Genomic DNA, 20,634 nt, shown 5'->3' with positions numbered 1-20,634 from the left:
GCAATTCTTTATCAGTTTACCGGGCTGAAAGTTTAATTATTTACTGAGCACTGAAGCCTACTTTTTGCAAAGCATAAGACATTAAATTGTGAATGAATATCTCCTGTGGAGTGTCGATAACTGTACCTCCTACAGCCCCCGCACGATAAATTCCTTCATCATACACGAATATTGCTCTACCTGATGCACCGGTGATGTAAACCCCTGCATTTGTTGTACTTGTTACGGTAGGGAAATTCATATATGCTGTGATAAAAGAACCTGCAGGAATATTAGCCACCGGTGGAACCGCCTGTCCGGCTGTTCCTATAATGGTTGCACCACCACCTGTACCGAATATTCCGTTACTGATGCTGTTATTTAATGTTCTTGCCTGTGCATTTCCTCCTGCCTGTGCGTCAGATCCATTACTGATGTTACCTGTACCTCCGAATGCAGTATTAAGCGCATTTCCTGCAGACTGTAATCCATCCGCCAAGACAAAAACAACACCTCCTAAATCTGTATATTCCTTGATTTTAGCAGCAGAAGCAGCGGTCATATTATTATAACCTGTTACGATCATATCGTATTTAGCCTTCATCTGTGCAGCGGTGAATGTAGCAGCAGTAGCATTTACATCGGTATTGGCATCAATCCAAGTCCATCCTGAAACACCTTTGAATGTTCCAGTAGGTCCATAGTTTGTAGTAGCCTGCAGCTGGTTTCTGAAAGTACCGTGATTACTGAAGAAATTATATCCGCTAGTTCCCCAATATCCTACATTCACGTTTCTCTGCGGTAGTCCGTCACAAGCAGTTTCCAGACAGTTCCAGCCTGTTCTTCCTGAGTCTACAGAAGGGGTAGTTCCTCTGTAAAGCTGTACGCAGTTTACAGTGGTATTGTAGATCATCATTCCTTCTACCGGAACAAGAGCATCTCTTTCGGTAGTTGTCATGTGTGTAATAACAAACCCTTTTTCAGCACCATCAAGAACGATGTGTCCGTTTGGTACATTCTGAGGCCATAGAGTAGAAGGGTTAGATTTTGTAAGGATTCCTACTTTTGTTGGAAGTGGAGTTCCTGCCACTCCCGGCTTGATACAGTCATAGCCTGAAGTTGTATCACACTCATTAAATAATGTAGTTTGAGAGAATCCTGCACCCTGTCCCTGATCTCCAGTAATATCGGCAGCTCCTCCTGAGTTTACAACTGTAGGCACACCCTGAGCATCCACACATCCTGTACCTGCGCAAAGGTTTTGGTTAGAAGCAGAAGAGCCTGTTCCCACACCAAGTCCGCTTGCAGCAGCAACCAATTGTGCTGAAGTTACGTTATCACCTCCTTCGATGGCATCCAGACATCCGTCGTTATCAGAATCTAAATCCAGAAAGTTTGGTATTCCGTCGGTGTCAGTATCCTGACATGCATTGATTACAATATCTCCAAGAGAGAAATCGTCAGAATCGGCAGGTCCTGCTAAATAATCAATTTTTAAACTTCCTGTAGAAGGTACACCGTAAGGTAAATCAATTACCCAGTTGTTGTAAATAGTACCCACTGCAACAGTTGTTAATGATCCTGACGCTCCGTTGCTATATGTAAGTGTAGATGTAGTATTAACCCCATTAGCTGTTGCAATTCTCATATATTCTACGCCTGCATAAGACAAAATCAAAGTCGATGAATTTGCTAAAGCGGTTCCATTATTGGCTGCAAATTTTGAGATCAATACCTGAGGTCTGTCATAATGATAAAGATTTGTTATTGATTGTGTAAGAGATTGTGTTTCACCATCTCTTTGGAAACGAATACCATTACCAAAAGCTAAAGGAGCTGTGATATTATCCCAGAATATCTGGTTTCCTGCACCTACTGCTGTAGAAGCAAAAACCCAATCAGGATTTGCTGTCGCAAATTGAGCAGGCGTCAAAAATCCTGGTGTAGTTGGTAAAGTTGTGAAATTTCCTCTTTCAATAATATTTGCAGATCCACATTCATCGGTATCTAAAATACCATCATTATCGTCATCCAAATCACAGTTGTCTGCAATACCATCTCCGTCTGAATCGGTTCCTGAACAAGCAATTCCTTCAGCAAAAGTAATATATCTTGCAGTAGGGTTGCTGTCAAAGTTATAATTAAATACCCATTTTCCAGATGTAAAAGTTCCTGTTACCGGAGATACATTGGTTGTAAAGGCATCATCATCCGCCACGAGCATATAAACCGTATTTCCGGCTGTAAATGTGCTTCCGTAAGCTGATAAATCAGACTCAAAATACATAGACCCAGTTGTATTGGTACGTTGAGATAACCATATTCTTTGGATTCTGTGCAAAGTATTTGCTCCTACTGTAACGTCGATGAGCGGAGTTAAGGTATTGTTGTTATCTCCCAATAGCATATAGCTTTCGTCCGCAGGCAATGCTGTTCTTGCAGGAGCAAGGTTGCTCGATACAAAATCATTGTCTTTCGCAATAGTAAGAATAGTACCAGCGTTGACACTTTTCGATACTTTTTGATCAAAACCTCCGATATCAGCTCTTGCAATACCAAAAATATTGTTATTATAAGCAGTATTAAGAGTTCCACTCCATACAATTGAAGTAGGAGAGGCTGTAGAACCAAGGTAATGTTGATTAGCAACTTGTCCTAATGTAATACCGTATTTAATCGCCATGTAAGAATCTACTCTTCTACGTTCTTCTGCAGATAAATTACCTGCACCATAGATAATAGTTTCTCCTAAATGACCAATAAATCCTCTGTTATCACTACCATTACCACCAAATTGAGAATCTCCGAAAAGATGTCCACCATTTAAATTTCTAACACCAGTACCACCATGATTAGTAGTTGCAAAATTAGCACTTCCGTTTAATGCTTTTGTAGTTGTATTAGCAGTAAATGTATTATACATGATACTTGGAATGGTTGTTGAGAATGCTCCTGCTGCTGTAAATAAACCAGTATCAGTATTTCCGCCTGTATTGGAAAGCCTTTCCATAGCGTTATCTATTTGGATACCCAGACCATCCCATCGGCGTATACCTCCTGTTAGAAATGCATTGTCTACTAATGATCTGAAAATACTAGAGAAAGCTCCTCCGCTCGTCATTCCTTCCTTAGTGAATGTGAAAACATCGTATGAATCTGCAGAAAATGTTCTTACAGAAACAGTACCAAGTGTTTGAGTTCCTGCTGTAAAGTTAACTCCCGGGTTGAAGTTGAAGTAATTTGCAGCTCCATCAACATATTTTGGAAAAGCATTTGTTCCCATTTGGCCAATTACATTCCCTGAAAAATAATCAGTCCAAGTGGTTACATCAGTTCCTACACCTGTATTGGCAGCATTTTTATCTGCTCTGTACCAATAGCTTAATGAATTAACTACACCACCTGGTGCACGCCCGAATCCTGCAAATGTGAAGAATTCACCATTACCTAAAGTAACTGTTGCAGTATTGTAAATAACACCGTTTATAGTAACTTCAGTAGCCATAGGTGTAAAAACATCTGTGGTATCAAAAGTTTCATTATTTGATTGTACTAAGTACAAATTCTGAACGCCTTTTGGCCAAGCTACTGTTACCTGACTAGATGGCAAAGTATTCTGAACTTTCCAGATCGATTCAAATCTAAAGTTAGTTGGTCCGTTTGTAGTTCCTGTATACGCTAAAGAAGTACTCAATCCCTGTCTCAATCCATTGTCTCCAACAATTAGATATTGTCCTGCAGCTAAACTGTTAGTATTTGCAGCATTGGTATCTGCTAAAGAAGTACCAGCTCCAATAATCATTTTTTGATTTGCATTAACACTCTTTGATTGCTTTTGGTGCAATGCTGAAAGTTGGTCATAGGCGATTCCAAAAATATTATTATTATATGCTGAGTTGGCTGCACCATCCCATACAATTCCGGCGTCTGATGCTAAATAGTTATCTGTAGCAACACGTTCTAATGTAATACCATATTTTATAGCCATATAAGAATCAATTCGACGACGTTCTTGAGCCGTTAAATTCCCTTCACCATAGATGATGGTTTCCCCTATATTTCCAATAAAACCGCGGTTGTCACTACCATTACCACCAAACTGAGAATCTCCGAAAAGATGTCCTCCATTAAGGTTTCGTATACCTGTTCCTCCATGGGTAGTTGTCGCAAAATTAACATCACCATTCAAAGCTCTGGTAGTTGAATTAGCAGTAAATGTATTATACATTATACTTGGAATGGTTGTTGAGAATGCTCCTGCTGGTGTAAATAAGCCGGTATCAGTATTTCCGCCTGTATTGGAAAGTCTTTCCATAGCGTTATCTATTTGAATACCAAGGCCATCCCATCGGCGTATGCCTCCTGTTAGAAAAGCATTATCAACCAAAGATCTGAAGATACTAGAAAAAGATCCTCCACTGGTCATGCCTTCCTTAGTGAATGTGAAAACATCATATGAGTCTGCTGAAAATGTCCTTACATTCACGTTTCCTAATGTTTGAGTACCTGCTGTAAAGTTAATTCCCGGATTGAAATTAAAGTAATCTGTCGACCCTGGATTAAATTTAGGTAAAGCATTGGCTCCCATCTGTGCAACAACAGCTCCTGAGAAGAAATCTGTCCACGTTGTTACATCAGTACCTGTTCCTGTATTGGCTGCATTTATATCTGCACGGTACCAGTATGATAAATTATTTACCACCCCTCCCGGTGCATTTGCAAACCCGGCAAATGTAAAGAATTGTCCATTATCTAAATTCACTGTTGCAGTATTGTAAACCACGCCATTCACTGTAACTTCTGTAGTCATAGGAACATATGCATTTACCGTTGCAAAAGTCTGGTCAGAGGATTGTAGCAAATACATGTTCGCTATTCCTTTTGGCCAAGCAACAGTTACCTGTCCTGCAACGTTGGTGTTCTGTACTTTCCATACAGATTCAAAACGGTAATTGGTTGGTCCGTTAGGTCCGCCAGTGTACGCAAAAGGAACAGCTAGTCTTTGTTTTAAACCGTTATCTCCAACCATTAAAAACTGACCGTTTGTAAGAGCATTTGTATTTAAAGCGTTTGTATCAAATAAACCACTACCGTTTCCGATAATTAATTTTTGATTCGGATTCGTACTTGTTGATTGCTTTTGGTGTAACGCAGATGCATCATCTCTTACAATTCCGAAGATATTATTGTTGTATCCAGTGTTAGTGGTTCTGCTCCAAATAATAGCACTACTTGCAGTAAGATAATCTTCACCCAATGTAGAACCGTTTTTCATCGCAAGATAAGAGTTGACTCTTGATTGCTCATTAGCCGTTAAAAAACGGTTGTACCAGACAATTTCCATAATGTCTCCTGGAAAAGGTCCTCCGTGAGTCCAGCCAGATTGACCAATTCTTAGTCTTTTACCAACTAATTGGAATCTATTTCCTCCTGTAAATGTTGTTGTCTGATAGATTCCGTTTAACCCTAATCGTTTTTCGCCACCAGAAAATGCAGATGTACCCCCGCCAATTCCTGAAGGATTATTGGTTGTCGCAGAAAAGATATTTATTGCTCCTGTTGTATAAGGAGTCGTAAAATCTGTATCTGTTGTAGTTCTTGAGAATTCATAATGGTTTGGTAATCCGGTGTTGGTAATCGATAATCCTGGCTCAGCAGAACTTGTATCGTCATCGATCCCTATAATACGTCCTTCGGTAGTTGCCGATGTAGGTCTTACTACTGAAAAGATCGAGTGATTTGCTTCAACTCCAACCCCTGTGCTTGAATGCAAAGTAGAGTTGTTGTCATTGTAAAAATATTTTGAAGCAGTGTATCCTGTCGTATAAGGATGAAAATTATGTGTTCGATCAGCAGGAGAAAGAGCCCATCCGCCTACCGCAGGTATATCATTGGCATTTGCGGAGTGATCTTTCCATGCAGTAGCGATATTTCCAGCGTCGTCCGATTTGACCCAGAAATCTGGTGCCGCAACTCCTCCTGGCGATTGGCCGAATACGGAAAGCATGGGCAAAACCGTACATAGAGTTAAGAGAAATTTTTTCATGGTTTCGTTGTTAATCATTTTTAGTTATTTTTTTCATACCAAATTTTTGGTATCACGCATTAGAAACTGTCTTATTCTTCATGAGATTAAGGTTTCCAGAAAGCCCATTTGTATTATAAATGATGATTTCTTTTTCGACAATTGCTGCCCGATTTTTTGTATCTGCAAATTCCAAGGATACCGAATGGTTTGTGATAGTCGGTTTCCCAATAGCAATTTGTGATTTTACAATACTTGTGAGTGTAAGTATTGCTACTAAGGGTATTACTCTTTGTTTCATTTTCACTAAGGTTTTAATATTATGGATTAACGCAATGTTATCTGTTATTTTGAATTGCAAAATAGCATCTGAACTAAAAGCAATAATTCCTTCGATAAAAGCTATTGAAGGAGTTGGCATTTCATGATTTATTTTAAGGGGTAAATTTTTGCCAAATTGTATGTTTAAGTTTGTTAGAAATATATCTGCACTGCCGCAGTTTATGGCGGAAGCGCAGATGTGTTTTGTATCAGATAAAGCCTCAGTGGCATTTTTTGCAATGAGATTATTTAGATTATCTTTTTTTATAAGAATTTTCTTATAGAGATAAAATTTTATTTTTTGTAACCTTGGCATTTATGCTGTGTATTAAGTTGTTAGACCTTAACAATAAATGTTTTCTGTAATGATTATTAAGATCTAATTTTCTACCTTTTTTAATAAGACAGAAGAATAATTCTCTGTTATATAATGGTCTCCTCTTTCAAACAGAAAGTTTTTATTACTTCCAATAGTTCCAGTTAGCCCCGTCATAAACAGCAAGCATTGATGCTTGAGTATCATATACCATTGTACCTGCCACAGGACTTGGAATATTTAGGTTTGCCTCACTTACTTTCGGAAGTACCAAAGCTTTAGTGGTAGATTCGAGTACCAAAACTCCCGGTTTGCTGCTTGTTGCAGCACCCATCACAACTCCGTTTATTCCTGGAATGGTATCTGTTCCTGCATTGGCATAAGGATTTGCCGTTGCCTGCCCTGCAGTTGAAAGATCCGTCCAGGCACCGTTTTGCATTACTCTTACCGATTTTACGGTGTTGTCGAGCACAAAAGTTCCGTTTACCGCTCCCGGAGCTGTGTTTACGGCGGGAAGAATGATTCCTTTAGCTTCAGTACCGAACTCAAGAAGCACGCTGTCATTGGTCATTGTGGTTTTTCCGATGGCAATCTGCGCTTTAGCATTGCCTGAAAAAAAGAATGCTGCGGGAATTATTGCCAGTGTTATATATTTTTTCATGATTTTAAAAATTTGATATTTAATTATTAATACTCTCAAACCCGGCAATTCTTTATCAGTTTACCGGGCTGAAAGTTTAATTATTTACTGAGCACTGAAGCCTACTTTCTGCAGGGCATAAGACATTAAATTGTGAATGAATATCTCCTGAGTAGTATCTATCGCTGTACCTCCTACAGATCCTGCACGATAAATTCCTTCATCATACACGAATATTGCTCTACCTGATGCACCGGTGATGTAAACCCCTGCATTTGTTGTACTTGTTACGGTAGGGAAATTCATATATGCTGTGATAAAAGAACCTGCAGGAATATTAGCCACCGGTGGAACTGCCTGTCCGTTAGCTCCTGTAATGGTAACACCACCACCTGTACCGAATATTCCGTTACTGATGCTGTTGTTTAATGTTCTTGCCTGTGCATTGCCTCCTGCCTGTGCGTCAGATCCATTACTGATGTTACCTGTACCTCCGAATGCAGTATTAAGCGCATTTCCTGCAGACTGTAATCCATCCGCCAATACAAAAACAACACCTCCTAAATCTGTATATTCCTTGATTTTAGCAGCAGAAGCAGCGGTCATATTATTATAACCTGTTACGATCATATCGTATTTAGCTTTCATCTGTGCAGCAGTGAATGTTGCAGCAGTAGCATTCACATCAGTATTGGCATCAATCCATGTCCATCCTGAAACACCTTTGAATGTACCTGTAGGCCCATAGTTTGTAGTAGCCTGCAGCTGGTTTCTGAAAGTACCGTGATTACTGAAGAAATTATATCCGCTAGGTTCCCAATATCCGATGTTTACGTTTCTTTGCGGTATTCCGTCACAAGCAGTTTCCAGACAGTTCCAACCAGTTCTTCCTGAGTCTACAGAAGGGGTAGTTCCTCTGTAAAGCTGTACGCAGTTTACAGTGGTATTATAGATCATCATTCCTTCTACCGGAACAAGAGCATCTCTTTCGGCAGTTGTCATGTGCGTGATAACAAAACCTTTTTCAGCCCCATCAAGAACGATGTGTCCGTTTGGTACATTTTGAGGCCATAGGGTAGAAGGGTTAGATTTTGTAAGGATTCCCACTTTTGTCGGAAGAGGAGTTCCTGCCACTCCCGGCTTGATACAGTCAAAACCTGAAGTTGTATCACACTCATTAAACAAAGTAGTTTGAGAGAATCCTGCACCCTGTCCCTGATCACCAGTAATATCGGCAGCGCCCCCTGAGTTTACAACTGTAGGCACTCCTTGAGCATCCACACATCCTGTACCTGCGCAAAGGTTTTGGTTAGAAGCAGAAGAGCCTGTTCCCACACCAAGTCCGCTTGCAGCAGCAACCAATTGTACTGAAGTTACGTTATCACCTCCTTCGATGGCATCCAGACATCCGTCGTTATCGGAATCCAGATCCAGAAAGTTTGGTATTCCGTCGGTGTCAGTATCCTGACAAGCATTGATTACAATGTCTCCAATATAAAAATCGTCAGAATCGGCAGGTCCTGCTAAATAATCAATTTTTAAACTTCCTGTAGAAGGCACACCGTAAGGTAGATCAATTACCCAGTTGTTGTAAACAGTACCCACTGCAACAGTTGCTAATGAACCTGACGCTCCGTTGCTATATGTAAGTGTAGATGTAGTATTAACCCCATTAGCAGTTGCAATTCTCATATATTCTACGCCTGCATAAGACAAAATCAATGTTGATGAATTAGCTAATGGATTAGAGTTACTTGCGGCAAATCTTGAAATTACCACCTGAGGTTTAGCATAATGATAAAGATTTGTTACTGATTGTGTAAGAGATTGTGTCACAGCATCACTTTGGAAACGGATACCATTACCAAAAGCAAAAGGTGATGTAGTATTACCCCAGAAAATTTGAGTGGCAGCTCCTGCACCTGTAGAAGCAAGAACCCAATCAGGATTTGCTGTCACAAACTGAGCGGGAGTGAATGTACCCGGTGTAGCTGGTAAAGTTGTGAAATTTCCTCTTTTGATGATATTTCCTGCTCCGCCACATTCATCCGTATCTAAAATACCGTCATTATCTTTATCTAGGTCTAAGACATCTGCAATACCATCATTATCTGTATCAGTACATGCATTGGTAGCTGAAATCTGAGAATAGCCCACACCTTGCCCTTGATCACTTCCTATGTCAGCAGATCCACCAGTATTTACTAAAACAGAAACTCCAAATGTGTTTACTCCTCCATTTGCAGCAACATTGATACTTCCATCTGGATTAAGCTGTGTAGCTGTTACATTTTCGTCTCCTTCTACAGCATCTGGGCAACCGTCATTGTCACTGTCAATGTCAAATATATTAGCAATCCCGTCGCCATCTGTATCTTGACAAGCAAAAACAGTAACTGATCCCATACCTAAATCTCTTGTATGGTCAGGAGATATACCAGCTACAAATGTAAGAAGCAATTGTCCTGAAGCTGGGAGACCTGCAGTAAAAGGAAGTTTGATGGTAAGATTGGTTTTAGCTGAAATCTGATCTGTTGAAGCTACCGAAGGTAATGTTGATATGCTTACTGTTGCACCGTTATTAGCTGTTACCACAGGGGCAGCAGTTCCTGTAGAGCTTATTGTAGCGTATACTGTACCGGCATAAGAAACTGTGAATGTAAAGCCATTTTCTGTCTCAATACCTGGTGATCTGTACCAATATAGGTTATTCAGTGTTATTAATGCCGCAGGCATCATCCCGGTTAGGTTTTGAGATAGGGTTGTTGTTGTTGATTGATCCCTTCTAAATTCCAAACCGTTTGAGTTTAAGTTTACTCTACCGGTTCCTGATGGCCAAATAGCAGAATAAGTACCACCTACCGTCCAGCCAGTAACGGTATTGGTATTTCCTCCTGTTGTCGGGAAAACTCCGTTCGAAACTCTGTTAGTAGATCCGCACTCATCGCTGTCTAAAATACCGTCATTATCATTATCTAAATCATATAGATCTGCAATTCCATCATTATCAATATCATTACATTCATTTATTGATGATTGCTGAGCAAATCCTATACTTTGACCTGCAGCATTATCTATATCTGCAGCACCACCAACATTAACTAAATTAGGAATTCCATTAGCATTAACTCCTCCTGTCGCTCCAGTGTTGATGCTTCCGTTAGGATTGAGTTGTGATGCAGTCACATTATCTCCACCTTCTCTTGCATCAGGGCAGCCATCATTATCAGAGTCTAAATCCAGATAATCAGGAGTTCCATCATTATCGGTATCAAAATATACAGGAATTGAACAAGGATTATCAAACCCAATACTATTATTAGACCCAAATTCGCCTGTGGAACCAGTGAATCCGAAACGAACATTAGTTGTTCCCCCGAAAATAGTCGTTAATGAATTTGCACCAGTTGCCGGAAAAGTATAATTTGTTACAGCCATTCCATCAAAAGTATATGACAGATTACGTGTTGTCGCATTCCAAATCACATTCACCGTATGCCATAATCCATCATTTACTGTTCCATCCCCCAACTGTCCGTCACCTGCTAACTTCGTCCATCCTGTTGTTGCTGTACCTGCTGTCATTCTTATGCTACCATGATCAAATGACGGATCACAATTTCCTCCATTATTAAGATCATTATCACAACTATTCTCAAAGGTATCCAGTTCTAAAGCAATTCCGTTCGAAATACCTCTGGCTCCTAAGCCTTGGCCTACAATTCCGGCTGCGGAGGTACCTAAAGGATCATTTTGAAAAACGATAGCTATACCATCTGCATCTGATAAAAGGACTTTCATATTAATATTAAAACTTTGGGCAAAATCAATTTTACCGTAAGACCATGCTTGTCCTACCTGAGAAGCTCCGTTTGTTAATCTAAATTGGTTTGTAGGAGCAATTCCTGAAGAATTTGTAAGAGCAGTTGCATTGCCATTTGATTTAAATGTGGTATTTGGGTCACCATTAAAACCATTTTCCACACAGTTTGGTATACCGTCATTATCTGCATCAAGATCACAAAAATTACTGATACCGTCTCCATCGGAGTCTAATCCGGCACTGCATGAACTTACATCGGTATCTGTTGCGCTATTATTAGCTAAATTTGAATCTGTAGAAGTAACAGGTGAAGTTATTATTGCAGTATTGGTGAGATTACCAGTAAATGCAGCTGGAATATTTACTGTAACCGTATAAGTAACTGTACCGTTAACAGGTAAAGAAACTAAATCATTAATAGCACCTGTCTGAGTACCAGTTACTGCTGTTGTACTCCCTGCAGATGCAACTGCGGTATATGTCATGTTGGCATTTGGAATTCCTGCAGGTACACTATCTGTAACACTTGCATTCAAAACTCCGAAAGAACCGTTATTTCTTACCACAATTGTATAAGTGGTACTAGTTCCTGCAGTATATTGCGTGGTTCCGTTTGTTTTTGTAATGGAAAGATCTGTAGCAAAAGTAATTGGAGCAGTTACGCAATGCGCACCGTCGTTACCTAAACTTGCAGGTGCACCAGAAACTAATACTCGTGTACCATTTGTAATGTTAAACTGATAAAATCCACCGTTGTTACTCACTCCAAAAATTGCTCCTGTACTAGATCCCATCATCGCGCCAAAAGGAGTTCCGGCAATAGCAGTTCCGATAGAAGTCACTACTCCGGTAGTTGTATTAATACGAGTCAATAATCCAGTTGTATTGTGAACTCCATAAAGGAAACCATCAACAGGATTGTAGGCAAAATCGGATACCGTTAGAGATGAAAGTAATGGGATAGGAGTAGCTGTAAGTGTTGCGATATTGATTCTGTACAGGGTATTTACACTTCCTGCACCGCTTACATAAAAGTTTCCTGCACTATCAATTTCCCCTGAGTTGAAACTAATTCCTGTAGGCAGATTTGTAACGGCCCCCAAATTTGTGAAAGTTCCGTCTGAGTTTATTCTAAGAATATTATTACTTGCATCGGCTATTGCATATAAGTATCCGGTAGTAGGATGAAAACCCATAGCATTATACTTTATAGATGCTATAGTTCCTATTGCAGGATAAGTAAAAGGATTTGTGAAGGTATTTACGTTATATAACGTAGTATTGGTGGCTGCATTTGGGGCTTGTCCCAAATACATTGAAGAATCACAGGTGAACTGAGAGTACACCAAGAGATTCCCTGTAAAAAGCATTACAGTTAAGAATAAATTTTTCATTATCATTGGTTTAAAATTGTGTAATATATATGTGTTCAGATTAAGTATTTTTAATCAGGCACATGATCTTAAAAGAAATTTTTTAAACTTCTTCATAAGATTTAAAGGGAATTTGATTTTTAAATATTAAGCTCTTGTTGATTATGTATCTATTTGATCACATCATTATTTAAGGGAATAAGCTAATATTTAGGCAAGAAAAGGAGGAGGACGTGTAAAATAATAAGACACAGCCAATCCTCCTTTTAGAAAATTTGAATAGGTATATGATGAATTTGTGTTGCCATGGTAATGAGTATCTATACGAAGAGTTTCAGTAATAATAGAAATCTTCAACTGTAAATTTGTATTAACAGTTCCTTCGTTGAAATGTTTTTTTGAAATATCAAATGAGTCTTTTGAATTCTTTGATATGCATGTTTTTACGATTACTTTTTGAATTCTTTTCTCTACAATCGGTTTTTTTTCTTCCGTTTTCGCCAAGTAATTCTTTTTGATTTTCGGCTTTACTTTTTTTTCTTTATTAATAACAGGATTATCAGCAGAAGATGGTAAAGAAATATTTTCCATACCATATATCGTTGTTCCTTCTGAAATGTGTAGAACGTTATTTTCAGATTTAGGAATGGTAATTGTATAAGATGAATCTGCGATGATCTCATCAGATGCATCTTTTGAAATTGCTGCTGAAAAAGAATTTGGAAGTAAAGTAAGTATCCATAATAAAAACAAAACAAATTTCCCAATGAAACCTTTTGGTTTCGTTGAAAGGGAAATGATGTTGGTGTTTTTTCTAATCATGGTGGTTTTTAATAATGTTTCTTTATACTGAGGGATATCTAGTAAAGAATACGAAGCAATATTACATTGATATTTGGGGGAAAAAAATAATTTTATACCATTAATTCTGAAATAGTTCTTTAATTATTTATTGTTTTACAATTAAATAGTGTTGATTTTCAAATTGTTGTACTTATTTTAACTTTTGTTATAATTTTTTAACGTATTAATTTTTTGATTAATTAAACGTTAGGCTCGGATTGTCTCATTGGTAATTTTTTTAATAATTATTGATAAAAAAAACAATATTTCTTTATCGGAGTTAATTGTTTTTGAATTTGAAACATTTGATTATATGAATATCATGATCTGTTTATTCTGAAAAATATATTTATTGTATTTGAGATTCTAAAACAAATTTTATATAGAATAATAGCAGAAAAATATATTTAAAATTTCTTTAATTTTTCATGTGTTATATATTGCATTTTACAATTTATATATATTGTTAATTAGATACTTGAGCTTTTTTTTAATAGAATAATATCAGAATATATTCTATATACTTTTATTCTTATAACTCTTTCGAACATTACTTTTGAGGTAATAACCATTTTGCAATTATTACGATAAATTTATGTATCGAAATTTACCGAACCAGTCGAAGCATTTTTTTTCTGTAAGAAAGACAAGCTATAAAGAGTTTTTACCTAGATTTTTTTCGCTTATTTTCCTGATAAATTACTTAGGATACGGTAGGATTAGTGCACAATCGCTCATCTGCAATAAGGAAAGCAAAATAACTGATTATGTTAATAAAGCAGTCGATCTTAATCAGAATGGAAAGTTATTTGAAGCAAGGAAGATTTTGGAGGAAACAATACACTTTGCAAAATCTGAAAATTGTAAAAAAGGAGAGTTGCTTGCTACTAAAAATCTCATGCTTCTATATTCTAAAATAGGAGATTACAAAAAAGCATTTAAAATTTCTGATAAAGTGCGTGATCTTGCAGCATCTCAAAAAGATTACACAACACTATCAATATTATATGATACAAGAGCTACATTGTGTGATAATTTAGGAATGTACGATGAAAGTCTTAATCAATATAAAAGTGCTATTAAAGCATCTATGCTCATTGAAGATGCAGATGAAAGATATTTTTACACCTCTTTTATTTACTATAATTTAGCACCATATTATCATGGGAAGTCTGATGATAAAGTGTTGTATTACCTCAAGAAATGTAGAGAAGAAGTACTTAAGGTTGATGATATGAGCCTTACTGTTCTTAACGAAAAAAAGAATAATCTGCTGATTTCTGTGAATATGAATCTGGGTATATACTATAAAGATTCTAAAAATATGAATAAGGATATCGTTTTATCTGAAAAATATTTTCTGGAAGCTCTAAAAATGGTTAACCAAAGTACTAGTAGTTACAATTCTGATACAAGAATGGATTTGTATCAGGCACTGCAAGAGTTTTATCATTTAAAGAAAGATTATACAAAGGCAATTGACTACGGTGAATATATGTTGACGATTGAAAAATCCTGCAACAGGCCATATAGTAGAAGATTGACTTATATGGTTTTGGCAAAATCATATCTGAGCTTAGGTGATAATGAAAAGTCTAAAAGATATCTTGATCTTTATTCTAAACTTAATGACAGTATTGTTTCTATTGAAAAAGAGGCGGTGGAGATTCCTATGCGTCAGGTAATTGCAGAAACAAGCGAAAATAGCCAGTATACCCTTATTAAAGGTGTTTTATTTGGTTTACTGGCATTGATTATTACTTTTGCAGGCTTTATTGTATATCGTAACAAAAAGAATTTTTTTTTAATAAAAAAAATACATACATCAAATACTGCCGCTCTAGAAAATGAAAATGTAGCTTTAGTGCCTGATAATGAACAAAAAAATGAGTGTTTAAATTCTAATATTTCAAAACAAGCAATCGGAATTTCAGAAGAAATGGTAAGTTTTATTTTAAAAAAGCTTGCTAAATTTGAAGATTCAGGAAAGTTTTTGCGTAAAGATATTAATCTTACCTGGCTTTCTAATCATCTTAATACAAACACAAAATACATATCGGAAGTTATAAAGATTCACCGAAATAAAAACTTCAATAGCTATATCAACGGGCTGAGAATTCAATATATTACCAACAAATTGATTAGTGATCCTGTATATCGTGAATACAAAATCAGCTATCTTTCTGAAGAATGTGGATATGCATCAACACAAGTCTTTGTGATTGCATTTAAAAAGGAAACCGGTGTTACTCCGTCTCACTTTATAGATCAGCTCAAGAATCAGGATTAGTAGTACTCATATCATCATCTTTAAGACTTTCAATGAAATACGAAGGTGTCATGCCATGTATTTTTTTAAAAGCAATCACGAAAACCTGAGGCGAGGCGTAGCCACAGACATCTGCTAAATAACTGATTTTATACTCGCGATAATTAGGCTCGTTATAAAGCTTATGAATAATGAAATTGATTTTAAGTTGATTAATATAATTGCTAAAGTTTTGTGATTTGTGATGCTTTATAATTTCGGACAGGTATTTAGAATTGGTATTCAACTGCCCCGCCAAAAGACCAATGGTAAGATCTTTCTTTAAAAATTTAGTTGATTTTTCAAAAGCAGCAAGCTTTTTAAGAATCCTTGTTTCGGTTTCAGAAGAAATGGTGTTTTTTTGAGAATTTGCTGAATTTTCAGGATCTAAATTATTCTTTTCCTCCTGCAAGTCTATATCTTCACTAAAATCGGTGGTTGAATTATCAATATATGCAGAAGTTTCATTATTAAGATTCTCAATAATTTTCTCGTATTTCTGACGTAAGATTCTGTTTTTTCTTTTCCAGAGAAATGTGGTTACCGTTCCGGCAATTAATATAAGTACGCCGATAATGAATAACATTTTTTTTGAATTCTCTTTATAGTCTTTATCCGTTTCTGCAATTACATTTTTCATTGCAGTATTGGCATTAGACTTATTTATGACATTTAAGCTGTCTTTAAGATTAGTATACTTTTTCATAAATAAAGCAGACTTTTCTTTGTCTCCCATCTCTGTGTAAGCTGTAGCAAGAAATTCGAAAGATTCTACTCTTACGGTTGGATCATAGCTTTGCTTCTCTAAATTTAATGCCTGATTTGCATAATCAATAGTTTTTTTAAACTCTTTTTTCTCAAGATAAAGCCAGCTCAATTGATTAAGAAGAATAGCCATATCTCTTTCTGGTAAACTTGGTTTTTCTTTCTGTATTTTTTCGGCTGTTAAAAGATTTTTCTCGGCTAATGCTAAATTTCCTTTTTCATCTGAATATTCTAAATAAAAAATTCCAAGACGTAAGTATATGTATATGATCTCAGAGTATTTCTTTTTATCCGGAATCTCACCATTGTTATCCTTAATTTTATTTGCTGCCTCTAAAGATTTTTCAAGATAATATAAAGTAGAATCTTTATAAGATTTATTATCGGATAAGTTTGTCAGATTATTGTAATGAGAATGCATATCCATATAGGTCTGAGTAAGTCTCAGGTATTTTCTATCAGGATTCTCAATAGTTTTTGCAAAGAATATTGCTTTTTGAACATCCTTTTTGCTTTCGTCATCAAGACCAAGATACATGAGTGCTAAGGCATTTCTTCTATAAATGCTAGATATAACTCCGGTGGGATCTTCTTTTTTATCTTTTATAATTTTTTTTAACTGATTTCCCAGTTCAACTACTTTTGTATGATTACGTTGTAGATTATAGTTGGTCATGAGATAATCACCACTTAAGAGAATTCCTTTTTCATATGACATTTTTTCTGCATCGGCTCTTAACTGAAGCAGCATTTTTTCTTCATCTTTAGTATTAATTTCATTTTCTTTAATATAAGATAATTTTTTATCAATAGTTGCTTTTGTTATTTCAGAAGAAACAGCATCCTTTTGATTTTGGGCAAAAAAAGAAATATAAGAAAGAAATGCAAAAAAAATGTAGAAATATCTTTTCATGACTTTACGTAATAGTTTGTATAAAATTTGGTGAATACGGTGTCAAAAGTACAACATATAGTTTATATACCACATCTCTGTAATTCAATTATTACAAAAATTTTAAATTTTATTGAGGATTTTTTAATATTTTAAAATTAATTAACATAATGATTTGAAATTTGGATAAGTATAGATTTGTACTTTTTAATTATTAATAAAATTGAAAATCAATATTTTAAATAATTTTGTTCATTAATAATTGAGTAGTTTATCTGCGGTTTGATATTTTTTTTCTATAACTTAATTAAAGGTCTCTCTTGCCGCTTTATAATCAATAAATTTGCTGTTCTTAAGAAGTGAACAGTGAAGCAGACCTTGATTTTCGGATTATTCTTTATTTCCAACCTATTTTTTTCGCAGCAGACAGACAGTTTAGAATTAGTGATAAACAATCCCGATGTAGAGGATTCGATTGTTGTAAATACTAAAAACAGTATTGGTAGACAGCTTGTGGTGGACGGAAAACAAATTTTCAACAATATTGCTCACAGCTACGCAAGTCCTTTTTCATGGAAAAAAGATAATTGGGTCGATGTAGGTGGTGTTGCTTTGGGAACAGTGCTCTTGTATTCTGTAGATCATGATACCAGTAAATATTTTATGGATCAGCGGGAAAAAGTTCCGAGTGTTGTCAGAAAATTTGGCGATTATTTCGGCGGACCACAAAATAATTATGGAATTACGAGTTTGGTTTACTTAACCGGACTTTTCACTAAAAATGACAAAATAAGAGATACCGGAGTATTGATGATTTCTTCAGCAACCACGGCCGGATTGATACAAACCTTATCAAAAACATTAGTAGGAAGAGCAAGACCCGGAACAGGAGAAGGTAAATTTCATTTTAAACCTTTCAGTGGCGAACCGGCGTATCGTTCTTTTCCTTCAGGTCATACGGTATTGGTGGCGACAACGATGTTTTCTCTGGCAAAACAGTTTTCAAATCCTTGGGTAAAAGCAGGTATTTATACGATCGGTGCAATTACACCTTTATCCAGAGTCTGGGATGGGGCTCATTTTTTTTCAGATGTTTTCCTGAGTGCAGCAATCAGCTATTTTGTGGTGGAGGGAACCTATAAATACATGAACAAAAACCAAATTAAAAAAGAAGGAAAAAACAAAATCGCATGGAGACTGAGCATGTCGCCAAATATGCTTGGGCTAAACGGTGTTTTTTAAATGTAAAATCACTTTAAAAATTCAATATAAATCCTAATTTTGATCTACATAAATTACAGCATTGAATACTATTTTAATTATCGATGACGAAGAAAAAATAAGATCACTTCTTTCAAGAATTATAAGCCTGGAAGGATTTGAAGTTTTTGAAGCAAGCAATCTGAAATCTGGTCTCAAAAGACTTGAAGTTTCTGATATTGATATTGTCATTTGTGATGTGAAGCTTCCGGATGGTAACGGTGTGGAGTTTTCGAAAATCATTAAAGAAAAATTTCCGGTGACAGAGGTTATTCTTTTAACCGCCTTCGGGAATATTCCCGACGGAGTGATGGCGATAAAAAATGGAGCTTTCGACTACATTACCAAAGGTGACGACAATACCAAAATTCTTCCGCTTGTATACAAAGCCACAGAAAAAGTAGCCTTAAATAAACGGGTCATCCAGCTGGAAAAACAGTTGGATAATAAGCAGTCTTTCAATAATATAATCGGTAAATCCGAGGTATTGCTTTCATCGGTAGACTCTGCAAAAAAAGTTGCAATAACGGATGCAACAGTGCTTCTTACAGGAGAAACGGGAACCGGAAAAGAAGTTTTTGCACAGGCAATTCATCACGCAAGTAAAAGAAGCAAAAAGAATTTTATCGCCGTAAACTGTTCTGCATTTGGGAAAGATTTGCTGGAAAATGAACTTTTTGGTCATAAAGCAGGAGCTTTCACAGGAGCGGTAAAAGACAGCAAAGGTATTTTTGAAGAAGCCAATCTGGGAACTGTTTTTCTTGACGAAATTGGCGAAATGCCACTGGATCTTCAGGCAAAATTATTAAGAGTGCTGGAATCCGGTGAATTTCTCAAAGTAGGAGACAGTAAGCCTATAAAAACAGATGTCCGCATTATCGCAGCAACCAACAGAGATCTTGAAAAAGAAATTGAAAATGGAAATTTCAGAGAAGACCTCTATTACAGGATTAATATTTTTAAAATAAATCTACCTTCCTTAAGAGAAAGAACTTCAGACATTGAGCTGATTGCAGATTTTTTCCTCAAAACGTTTTCCCGGAAAATAGGTAAAAATATTTCTGCTGTTTCTTCTGCTTATCTTAAAGCATTGAAAAACCACAGATGGAAAGGTAATATCCGGGAGCTTAGAAACGTCATAGAACGCAGTGTGATCTTAACGGATTCTTCAATTCTTGATATAGAAAGTCTTCCGCCCGATATTGCAGAAAACAATTCAGATAACGAAAGTAATAAACTGATGTCAGCTTTTTCAATGGCAAGTGCAGAAAAGATTCAGATTCAGAAAGTCCTTAATCATACAAAAGGCAATAAATCGGAGGCAGCACGTCTTCTAGAAATTGGTATTGCAACGTTGTACCGCAAAATAGAAGAATACAAAATTTCGTAAAATATTTTTCCATTCTGATAATGACCCTATCATTTTGATAGGGTTTTTTGTTTTTTGGCATGAGATGTTTTGATTGTAATGTTTTGATTGTTAAATATTTATGGTTAAATATTTTATCTCGGAATAAATCTTGGCATTATGTATTCAAATAATAAAAAATGAATCATACAGAAGCCGTTGCAGAGATCATCAAAGTGATCCCGGAAACAAAAGAAGAATTTCAGGAGTCTTACAAAACCAAGTCACCTTACATGGTCATTAATGTTTTTACCCGACAAATCAAAAAACTGATCAGAGATAATGACCAAAAAATTCTGCTGAAATCTATTCGAAAGATGAATCAGTTGTATAACAAAGGTGATCAGGCTTTAAAAAATGCCATCGAAAATATCTTCATATATTCTTTAGACAGCTTTACATTTTCGAGTGAACCCGCTTACAAAAAAATGATTTTCGACAAAATGTCATTGAGCCTTCAGAATAATTACCTGCATCAGGTTTACAAATCAGGGATTTAAAATAAAAAAATATGAAATCAAAAATCAGAAAAATCGGAAGCTGGAAAGAATGGAAATCTATTCGTGAAAAGCATAATCTTGAGATTGTAACAATTAACATCGCTGTGATCTTAGGCGTTTTTGTTGCTGCGGCAATTATTCAGTATTAAAAAATTACGATATGACAACAATTATTTTATTG

General features: G+C 36.2%; 11 protein-coding genes. 5 read left to right on the top strand and 6 right to left on the bottom strand.

The features are described 5' to 3' along the window. Positions 1-40: 40 nt before the first annotated feature. From BA768_RS09355 to BA768_RS09335, 5 genes are all read right to left on the bottom strand, one after another. Entirely contained in the window at positions 41-6,025 is a 5,985-nt protein-coding gene (locus tag BA768_RS09355; protein ID WP_123947092.1) for a beta strand repeat-containing protein, read from the bottom strand. A gap of 52 nt (positions 6,026-6,077) precedes the next feature. Further along, positions 6,078-6,641, bottom strand: coding sequence for a hypothetical protein (locus BA768_RS09350; protein WP_065720513.1), 564 nt, complete (start codon positions 6,639-6,641; stop codon positions 6,078-6,080). A gap of 145 nt (positions 6,642-6,786) precedes the next feature. Next, a complete protein-coding gene (locus tag BA768_RS09345) occupies positions 6,787-7,302 on the bottom strand; it encodes a hypothetical protein (protein ID WP_065720512.1) in 516 nt (171 codons plus the stop codon). An 84-nt stretch (positions 7,303-7,386) separates the two neighbouring features. Continuing rightward, a complete protein-coding gene (locus tag BA768_RS09340) occupies positions 7,387-12,498 on the bottom strand; it encodes a DUF6923 family protein (RefSeq protein ID WP_065720511.1) in 5,112 nt (1,703 codons plus the stop codon). A 189-nt stretch (positions 12,499-12,687) separates the two neighbouring features. Continuing rightward, positions 12,688-13,299 carry a hypothetical protein gene (locus BA768_RS09335; RefSeq protein ID WP_065720510.1) on the bottom strand — a complete coding sequence of 204 codons (612 nt, stop codon included), beginning with the start codon at positions 13,297-13,299 and terminating at the stop codon, positions 12,688-12,690. A 616-nt stretch (positions 13,300-13,915) separates the two neighbouring features. Between BA768_RS09335 and BA768_RS21465 the strand changes: the two genes are divergently transcribed. Next, positions 13,916-15,610, top strand: a complete 1,695-nt coding sequence (locus BA768_RS21465; protein WP_065720509.1) for a helix-turn-helix domain-containing protein — start codon at positions 13,916-13,918, stop codon at positions 15,608-15,610. On the opposite strand, the gene BA768_RS09325 is transcribed toward BA768_RS21465, so the two are convergent. Further along, on the bottom strand, positions 15,594-17,306 hold the full coding sequence (locus tag BA768_RS09325; RefSeq protein ID WP_065720508.1) for a helix-turn-helix domain-containing protein: 1,713 nt from the start codon (positions 17,304-17,306) through the stop codon (positions 15,594-15,596). The genes BA768_RS21465 and BA768_RS09325 overlap by 17 nt on opposite strands. Positions 17,307-17,651: 345 nt before the next feature. Here BA768_RS09325 and BA768_RS09320 point away from each other — a divergent pair, with 345 nt between their 5' ends. From BA768_RS09320 to BA768_RS21260, 4 genes are all read left to right on the top strand, one after another. Next, a complete protein-coding gene (locus BA768_RS09320; RefSeq protein ID WP_083206622.1) occupies positions 17,652-18,527 on the top strand; it encodes a phosphatase PAP2 family protein in 876 nt (291 codons plus the stop codon). A 61-nt stretch (positions 18,528-18,588) separates the two neighbouring features. After that, complete coding sequence (locus tag BA768_RS09315; protein WP_065720507.1) at positions 18,589-19,935, top strand: sigma-54-dependent transcriptional regulator; 1,347 nt, start codon at positions 18,589-18,591, stop codon at positions 19,933-19,935. A 158-nt stretch (positions 19,936-20,093) separates the two neighbouring features. Next, positions 20,094-20,453: a hypothetical protein gene (locus BA768_RS09310; RefSeq protein ID WP_034679841.1), complete on the top strand. Its 360-nt coding sequence runs from the start codon at positions 20,094-20,096 to the stop codon at positions 20,451-20,453. Between the two features lie 11 nt (positions 20,454-20,464). Further along, on the top strand, positions 20,465-20,602 hold the full coding sequence (locus BA768_RS21260) for a hypothetical protein (protein ID WP_165571808.1): 138 nt from the start codon (positions 20,465-20,467) through the stop codon (positions 20,600-20,602). Positions 20,603-20,634 lie beyond the last annotated feature (32 nt).

The organism is Chryseobacterium sp. CBo1 (assembly GCF_001693475.1).
GTDB lineage: Bacteria > Bacteroidota > Bacteroidia > Flavobacteriales > Weeksellaceae > Chryseobacterium > Chryseobacterium formosense.
Note: the sequence above shows the minus strand (reverse complement) of the source record. Positions and strands in the feature narration are given on the sequence as shown.